This is a genomic window from Mesorhizobium sp. M7A.F.Ca.ET.027.02.1.1 (assembly GCF_004022985.1).
Lineage (GTDB): Bacteria > Pseudomonadota > Alphaproteobacteria > Rhizobiales > Rhizobiaceae > Mesorhizobium.
In genome coordinates this window covers 1-6,351 of sequence record NZ_RZOL01000360.1, presented here as the reverse complement: position 1 = coordinate 6,351, position 6,351 = coordinate 1, and the positions used below count along the sequence as shown (strand labels likewise).

Annotated in this window: 7 protein-coding genes; 4 read left to right on the top strand and 3 right to left on the bottom strand. The window is 63.6% G+C overall.

The window, feature by feature from the left end; translation table 11 throughout:
* Together EN749_RS28150 and EN749_RS28145 are read left to right on the top strand one after the other, a co-directional pair.
* A partial coding sequence (locus EN749_RS28150) for a hypothetical protein (protein ID WP_245491512.1) occupies positions 1 to 507 on the top strand: 507 nt, incomplete at its 5' end.
* On the top strand, positions 507 to 986 hold the full coding sequence (locus EN749_RS28145) for a hypothetical protein (protein WP_127808680.1): 480 nt from the start codon (positions 507 to 509) through the stop codon (positions 984 to 986). The genes EN749_RS28150 and EN749_RS28145, both read left to right, overlap by 1 nt.
* Positions 987 to 992: 6 nt before the next feature.
* Here the strand turns inward: EN749_RS28145 and EN749_RS28140 are convergent, their stop codons facing one another.
* Both EN749_RS28140 and EN749_RS28135 read right to left on the bottom strand, forming a co-directional pair.
* Positions 993 to 1,634, bottom strand: coding sequence for a LysE family translocator (locus EN749_RS28140; RefSeq protein WP_128364387.1), 642 nt, complete (start codon positions 1,632 to 1,634; stop codon positions 993 to 995).
* Positions 1,635 to 1,763: 129 nt separating this feature from the next.
* Complete coding sequence (locus tag EN749_RS28135; RefSeq protein WP_128364386.1) at positions 1,764 to 3,845, bottom strand: bifunctional diguanylate cyclase/phosphodiesterase; 2,082 nt, start codon at positions 3,843 to 3,845, stop codon at positions 1,764 to 1,766.
* A 298-nt stretch (positions 3,846 to 4,143) separates the two neighbouring features.
* On the opposite strand from EN749_RS28135, the gene EN749_RS28130 reads away from it, so the two are divergent.
* Positions 4,144 to 5,367 carry an argininosuccinate synthase gene (locus EN749_RS28130; protein WP_128364385.1) on the top strand — a complete coding sequence of 408 codons (1,224 nt, stop codon included), beginning with the start codon at positions 4,144 to 4,146 and terminating at the stop codon, positions 5,365 to 5,367.
* A gap of 5 nt (positions 5,368 to 5,372) precedes the next feature.
* Complete coding sequence (locus EN749_RS28125; RefSeq protein WP_128364384.1) at positions 5,373 to 5,894, top strand: hypothetical protein; 522 nt, start codon at positions 5,373 to 5,375, stop codon at positions 5,892 to 5,894.
* A 45-nt stretch (positions 5,895 to 5,939) separates the two neighbouring features.
* Here EN749_RS28125 and EN749_RS28120 read toward each other — a convergent pair.
* Positions 5,940 to 6,351 (bottom strand): lytic murein transglycosylase (locus EN749_RS28120; protein WP_189367755.1); only part of this gene is annotated, 412 nt, incomplete at its 5' end.

The following is a 6,351-nucleotide window of genomic DNA, read 5'->3' as shown; positions in this document are numbered from 1 at the left end:
GCGCAAGGTCGACCGGCTGGCGCTGGAAGCGATGATGATAGCGGGGCACGGCGAGGCGTGAGCCGCCCCGTCGCCTGGCTAAGACGCTTCGCCATCATGGCGGTCGGCTATGTCGCCGCGGTGCTGACTTCGATCCTGGTGCCGGTGCTGCTGATCGCTCTTCTGGAAGGCATCGAAGACGGCAACTGGTCCATCATTTTCGCCTTCGACTGGCTGGGCTCGTTCCCGCTCGCCGTGTTGACCGTGATGATCGGCGCGCTGTTGATCGTCGGTCCGGCGCTCTTCGTCGCCGAACGGTTTTCGCTGCGGGGATGGTTCTACTTCGCCGCCACGGGTGCGATCACGTCCATCGCCTTTGGCGTATCCATGCCGCGCTCGGCCAGCAGCTTTGTCTTCAATCCGGGCTTTCTGGGTTTTCTCGCCACCGCCGGCATCGCCGCCGGTTCGGTCTACTGGCTTCTGGCTGGACGCAGATCCGGCACGCGACAGACTCTGGGCCGGGATTGATGGCGCGTCTCGTCGGCTACCTCGTCCGTTTCACCGTCATCCTGTTCGGCTATGCCGTCGCCTCGCTGGCGGCGAGCGCCTTCCTCAATATCCTGTTGCTGGCATCGCTCGGCTACACGCCGGAGCATGCGCATCCGACGGCGACGGCTTCCCTGTATTTCTCAATTCCCTTCGCCGCCCTGTTCGTCGCCTATTTCGCCCTGATGCCGGCCTCTGTCGTCATCCTGCTTGCCGAAATCCTCGGCCGGCGCGACTGGCTGTTCTATGCGCTGGCGGGCGCGGTGGTTGCCGGTGTTTTCCTCGGGCTTGCCGACCACAGCGGTGACACCGCCTTCGCCGTCAGGGACACCAGCGCCATCATGGCCGTGATCGGCAGCGGCATGGTCGGTGGTATCTTTTACTGGCTCAGCGCCGGGCGGTGGGCCGCAAGCTGGTGGCAAGGCGAACCAGGATCAAAAGAGGATGGCCAGACAGGATGACGGCGCCTACTTCGCCTGGGCCGTCAGGATCTTGAGGGCGAAGGCGGAGAACACGCCGGCAAACAGATAGTCGACCACCCGCGTGACGCGCGGGCTGGCCTTCATCGCCGCCGAAAACTTTTCCGCCGCCAGCACCATCGGTACCGTCACCGGCACCGACAGCACGATGAACATCAGCCCAAGGAAAAACAGCTTTCCCGGTGCGTTCGGATCATGCGCGGAGACGAACTGCGGCAGGAAGGTCATGAAGAACAGGATGATCTTCGGGTTGAGCAGATTGACGCCGAGGCCCGCCGCCCAGCTGCGCAGCAGCGAAATCTCAGGTCCGGTCTTCTTCTCCGGCGAAAAGGCCGAGCCCCTTGTGATCGCCTGCCAGGCGAGGAAGACCAGATAGCCGGCGCCGAAGATCTTCAGCACGAAAAAGGCCGTCGGCGAGGCGACGATCAGCGCCGAGACGCCGACCACCACCAGCGTGGTGTGGATCAGCGTGCCGCACAGCGCACCGGCCATCGAGGCAAAGCCGGTGGCGCGACCCTGGCTCAGCGTGCGCGAGACGAACAACGTCATGTCGGGCCCAGGCGTGATCGCCAGGATCACGGTGGCAATGGCGAACTGGATCAGCGTGGTGGTGTCTGGAATGAACGACATGAGCGGCCCCAGGGATGGAAGCGCCTATACAGGATGCGCCGCGACGGTGCCAGACGCAGGAGCGATCCGATGGTCGATCCAGCGGGCGCGTGGCGAAGACATCAGCTGGCGGCCACCCCGGCGCAAATCCTATGCCGGCCTGCTCAGTCGCATCCTGGCGGGCTCCGTGGCGGCAGGCTGATCGTTCCGGACATCGGAGCCGCCGATGAGCAGGATCTGATCGATCGGCTTGGGCCTGCCGAGGAAATAGCCTTGCGCCTCGTTGCAGCCTTCGACCTGCAGGATGGTGAGTTGGACAAGTGTCTCGACGCCTTCGGCGAGTACCGGAATGTCAAGGCTGCGGCCCAGCGTCAGCACCGCCCGGATGATCGCCTTGGCCTGCGGGCTTCGCTCGACATCGGCCATGAACGAGCGGTCGAGCTTGATCTTGTCGAAGGGAAACGAGCGCAGCGTGTCGAGCGAGGAATAGCCGGTGCCGAAATCGTCGATCGCGATCGTCACCCCCAGCGCCTTGATCTGGCGAAGGACATGCAGCGTACGCACCTTGTCGGCGACGATCGTCGATTCGGTCAGCTCCAGTTCCAGCCGTTTCGGCGACAGCCCGGTCTCGACCAGGATCTGGTGGACGAGCTTGGCGAGATCCGCATGCGCGAACTGCACCGGCGACAGATTGACCGCGATCTTGTGGCCATTGTCCCACGAGGCCGCCTGACGGCACGCGGTCCGCAGCACCCATTCGCCGATCGCCATGATCGAGCCATTCTCCTCGGCAATCGGAATGAATTCGACCGGCGCGATCATGCCATGCACGGGATGGGTCCAGCGCAGCAGCGCCTCATAGCCGCAGGTGGCGCCGGTCGGGACCGAGGTCTGCACTTGATAATGCAGCGAAAGCTCGCCGCGCTCGATCGCCTGCCGAAGGTCGGTGGCCAGCGCCCGGCGCGCCCGCGCCGTCTCGTCCATAGCGGATTCGTAGAAGCAGACCGCCCGCGTCACGTCGTTCTTGGCCCGGTACATGGCAAGATCGGCATTGCTGACCAGCCGCTCGCGATCGGCCCCGTCGCGCGGATAGACGGCGACGCCGATGCTGGCGCCGGCAGCGATTTCAAAATCGTCGAGCCGCAACGGCTCGAACAAGGATTTCTCCAGCCGCGAGACGAGGCCGAGAAGGTCGTTCTGATCCTTGAAGCGCTTGATCGCGGCGAACTCGTCACCGCCGAGCCGGGCGACGAATTCGCCCTCGCCGGTGAGTTTCGCCAACCTGCGGGCGACGATCTTGAGCGCCTGGTCGCCGGCGGCGTGCCCCCTGAGGTCGTTGATCTCCTTGAAGCGGTCGAGATCGATGACGATGACCGCCGTCATTGTGTCCTCGCCCTCGCGTGCCCGGTCGATCTCATGGTCGAGGCGGTCGTTGAAGGAGACCCGGTTGGGAAGGCCGGTAAGGGCGTCGTTGAGGGCGAGATGCTGAAGCCGCTCGAAACTCTCCAGACGGCCACGCTCATCGATCAGATAGCTGGCGAAGCCGGTGGCCGCGACGATCAGGCCCACCACGGCGACCGCGACCGCCATTGCCACCAGAATATCGGGATTGGTGCCTGTGCTGATGAAGGACAGCGGCGTCACCGCCACCGCGGCCATAGCCGTGAAATGCAGGCCGACGATCGCCAGCACCAGCAGCCCGATGGTGAGATAATGCGACCAGCCGTATGGCCGGCGCACGGCATGGCCGACGGCCAAGGCGGAGAACACGGCCGAGATGACCAGTGAGGCCACGACATAGGAGCCGTCCCATTCGACGATGCCGGCAACATGATAAGCCATCATGCCGGTGTAGTGCATGGCCGAAATCGCCAGGCCGACGACGATGCCGCCCCATTCCGGAGCCAGGCGCCGGCTCTTGCCGGATGCGAGGGTGAAGCCCAGCCCGGTGCCGATGATGGCGATGACCAGGGATGCCATGGTCAGGACCGGATCGAAGGTGATCGGCGCGCCGGGCTGGTAGGCCAGCATGGCGATGAAATGGGTGCACCAGATCGACGAGCCGGCGGCGACCGCGGTCAGGAACAGCCAGCCCTTCATCTGCACGCCGGCGGTTTTCCTCGAACGGTCGAAGAGGCCGATCGTCACCCAGCAGCCGGTGACGCACATCAGCGCCGCCAGCAGGACAAGCCACAGATTATGCTCCATGGCGATGCATGATATAACGCGCATCAAGAACGGCCCGAGTCCGAGGACACCCACGACAAAGCAGGCAAGAAGCCGCCCGGAACGTGGTCAAGGCGGCTTTGTCGTAAGTGTTAGCGGCACGGCGTGAAAACTTGATTAAGTCCCTCCAGCAAATGCAGCCTTTGATTGCAGCAGATTGTTTTCGCTGCCGGCCGCCCCCGGCCATGCGCTGGACCAGAAGCCGTGCATGCACGCGTGCTTGCTCGCTCTGCCGTTCCTGCTAAAAGGCGCTGCGACAATCCGTGACGCCCAGGCTGGGGCGTCCGCCATCGACGGAGTAGAAATGTCCAAGGCCAAAGACGTCAAAAAAGTCGTGCTTGCCTATTCAGGCGGTCTCGACACATCCATCATCCTGAAATGGCTGCAGACTGAACTCGGCGCCGAAGTCGTGACTTTCACCGCCGATCTCGGCCAGGGCGGCGAACTCGAGCCGGCCCGTCGCAAGGCCGAGATGATGGGCATCAAGGACATCCGCGTCGTCGACGTGCGTGAGGAATTCGTCGCCGACTTCGTCTTCCCTATGTTCCGCGCCAACGCCGTCTATGAAGGCACCTACCTGCTCGGCACCTCGATCGCCCGGCCGCTGATCTCCAAGCATCTGGTCGAGATCGCCCGCGAAACCGGCGCCGACGCGATTGCGCATGGCGCCACCGGCAAGGGCAACGATCAGGTTCGCTTCGAGCTCTCGGCTTACGCACTGAACCCCGACATCAAGGTCATCGCGCCGTGGCGCGACTGGTCGTTCAAGTCGCGTACCGACCTGATGAATTTCGCCGAGCAGCACCAGATCCCCGTGCCGAAGGATAAAAAGGGCGACGCACCTTTCTCGGTCGACGCCAACCTCTTGCATTCGTCCTCCGAGGGCAAAGTTCTGGAAGACCCGTGGGTGGAGCCGCCGGAATTCGTTCATCAGCGCACCGTTTCGCCGATGGACGCGCCGGACAAGGTCACCGAGATCGAGATCGAGTTCCTGAAGGGTGATCCGATCGCGCTGAACGGCAAGAAATTGTCGCCGGCGACCATGCTGGCGGCACTCAACGATCTTGGCCGCGACAATGGCATCGGCCGGCTCGACCTGGTCGAGAACCGCTTCGTCGGCATGAAATCGCGCGGCGTCTACGAAACACCAGGCGGCACCATCCTGATCGCTGCCCATCGTGCCATCGAATCGATAACGCTCGACCGTGGGGCCGCCCACCTCAAGGACGAGTTCATGCCGCGCTATGCCGAGCTGATCTACAACGGCTTCTGGTTCGCGCCCGAACGGCTGATGCTGCAGGCGATGATCGACAAGAGCCAGGAAGACGTCGAGGGCACGGTGCGCCTCAAGCTCTACAAGGGCAATGTCATGGTCACCGGCCGCAAGTCGAAGAAGACGCTTTACTCCGATGCGCTGGTCACCTTCGAGGACGACCGCGGCGCCTACGACCAGAAGGACGCCGCCGGCTTCATCCGCCTCAATGCGCTGCGGCTGAGGACGCTGGCCGCGCGCAACCGCGCCAAGTAGCGCGGATGCGCGGTTTCGGTCGCTGCCTGCCGCCGCTGGTTGTTCTGGCGACGCCAGCGGCCAGCCAGGAGTTCGACCCCGCCTCTCTCGACCTTCCGGCGCTGATCGAGTGCAGGGCGGACGTTCCGACCTACAACGACTTTGCCCTGTGGCTGTCCAGCGCACCGGGTGCCGTTGAAACGCTTGGCTGGACGGAGGTTGCCTCGGGCAATCCCTTTCTCAGCCAATACGAACTGCCGGCCAAGATCCGCGTGTTCAACCGCGAGACGGGATCGATCGTGTTTACCGCTGCGGGGCCGATGGCCGTGCTCGACGGCGTTGCCGCGCCGGAGCTTGCCAAAGAACTCAACGTCATGGCCGTTTTTTCCACGCCGCAAAAATTCCTTGGCGAGAAGGTCGTTGTCCACAGTACCGAAGAGTCGGAAGGATTGACCTTCTCCACGGACGTCAAGCTCAACGTCTCGACCGTCGAGTCCCATCCCGGCAAGACCCTGGCCGGCTGCTCCTACACGCTCGAAATCAAATAAAAACCCGGCATTTGCGCCGGGTTTTCGATCAAGTCAGAAATGGCGTCAATCGCCGTCGATCGCCGTGGCAATGCGGGCGATGGCCTGCTGATAGACGCTCGCGGAATTCCAGCCGGCAATCGCGCCCATATTCGCACTCGCGCTCGCGCCCGCCCGCCAGCCATGGCCCTTGAGGAAGTTGGCGGTGGAAGCCAGCGCCGTGCCCTTGTCGCGCAGGTTTCCGCCGCCGACGCCATATTTCAGGACGTTTCCGGGCAGGAACTGCGTGTGTCCGATCTCGCCATGCGCGGCGCCAACCGACGAGGCTGACAACGCCCCACGATCAACCAGCTTCAGGGCTGCAATGGCATGCGGGTAGAAGAACCCCGGGCGGCGGCAATCATAGGCAAGCGTCAAAATGGCAGAAACCGTGTTCTGGTTGCCCATCGCCGAACCGAAGCCGGTTTCCATACCCCAG